The following is a 1,528-nucleotide window of genomic DNA, read 5'->3' on the forward strand; positions in this document are numbered from 1 at the left end:
GGCGAAAAAATAGGGTGTAAGGTAGGTTGTTAATTAGGGAAAATTAAGGAGAAAATACAGTTGAAAAATAAATTGCTAGTTTTATCATTGGGAGCATTATGTGTATCACAAATTTGGGAAAGTAATCATGCGAGTGCAGTGGTTTCTGGGGAGAAGAATCCATATGTATCAAAAGCTTTAGAATTGAAAGATAAAAGTAATAAATCCAATTCTTACGAAAATTATAGAGATAGTTTAGAAAGTTTGATTTCATCATTATCTTTTGCTGATTATGAAAAATATGAAGAGCCAGAATATGAAAAGGCTGTAAAAAAATATCAACAAAAATTTATGGCTGAAGATGATGCATTAAAAAATTTTTTAAATGAAGAAAAGAAGATAAAAAATGCAGATATTAGCAGAAAATCGAATGATTTATTAGGTTTAACACATGAAAGATATTCTTATATTTTTGATACATTAAAGAAAAATAAACAAGAGTTTTTAAAAGATATTGAAGAAATACAACTGAAAAATAGTGATTTAAAGGACTTTAACAATACAGAGCAACATAATGCCGACGTAGAAATAAACAATTTAGAAAATAAAGTATTAATGGTAGGGTATACATTCTATAATACAAATAAGGACGAAGTTGAAGAATTATATAGTGAGTTAGATTTGATTGTTGGAGAAGTTCAAGATAAGTCGGATAAAAAAAGAGCAGTAAATCAAAGGATGTTAAATAGAAAAAAAGAGGATTTAGAATTTATTATAGATAAATTTTTTAAAAAAATTCAACAAGAACGTCCAGAGAGTATACCAGCATTAACTAGTGAAAAAAATCATAATCAGACTATGGCATTAAAGTTAAAAGCAGATACAGAAGCTGCTAAAAATGACGTATCAAAAAGAAGTAAAAGAAGTTTAAATACTCAAAATAATAAATCTACAACACAAGAAATTTCTGAAGAACAAAAAGCTGAATATCAAAGAAAGTCAGAGGCATTAAAAGAAAGATTTATAAACAGACAAAAATCTAAAAATGAGTCTGTGGTTTCACTAATCGATGACGAAGACGACAACGAAAACGACAGGCAACTTGTGGTTTCTGCGCCATCAAAGAAACCAACAACACCGACTACATATACTGAAACAACGACTCAGGTACCAATGCCTACAGTTGAGCGTCAAACTCAGCAACAAATCGTTTACAAAACACCAAAACCATTAGCTGGATTAAATGGTGAAAGTCATGATTTCACAACAACGCATCAATCACCAACAACTTCAAATCATACGCATAATAATGTTGTTAAATTTGAAGAAACGTCTGCTTTACCTGGTAGAAAATCAGGATCACTGGTTGGTATAAGTCAAATTGATTCTTCTCATCTAACTGAACGTGAGAAGCGTGTAATCAAGCGTGAACACGTTAGAGAAGCTCAAAAGTTAGTTGATAATTATAAAGATACACATAGTTATAAAGACCGATTAAATGCACAACAAAAAGTAAATACTTTAAGTGAAGGTCATCAAAAACGTTTTA

General features: G+C 30.0%; 1 protein-coding gene. It reads left to right on the plus strand.

Features of this window, described 5'->3' with window-relative positions:
- Window positions 1-60: 60 nt before the first annotated feature.
- Window positions 61-1,528, plus strand: a 1,468-nt coding sequence (vwb, locus tag IDG60_RS13630) for a von Willebrand factor binding protein Vwb (RefSeq protein ID WP_206160797.1), incomplete at its 3' end; no start/stop codon positions are given.

The organism is Staphylococcus sp. EG-SA-2 (genome assembly GCF_017152085.1).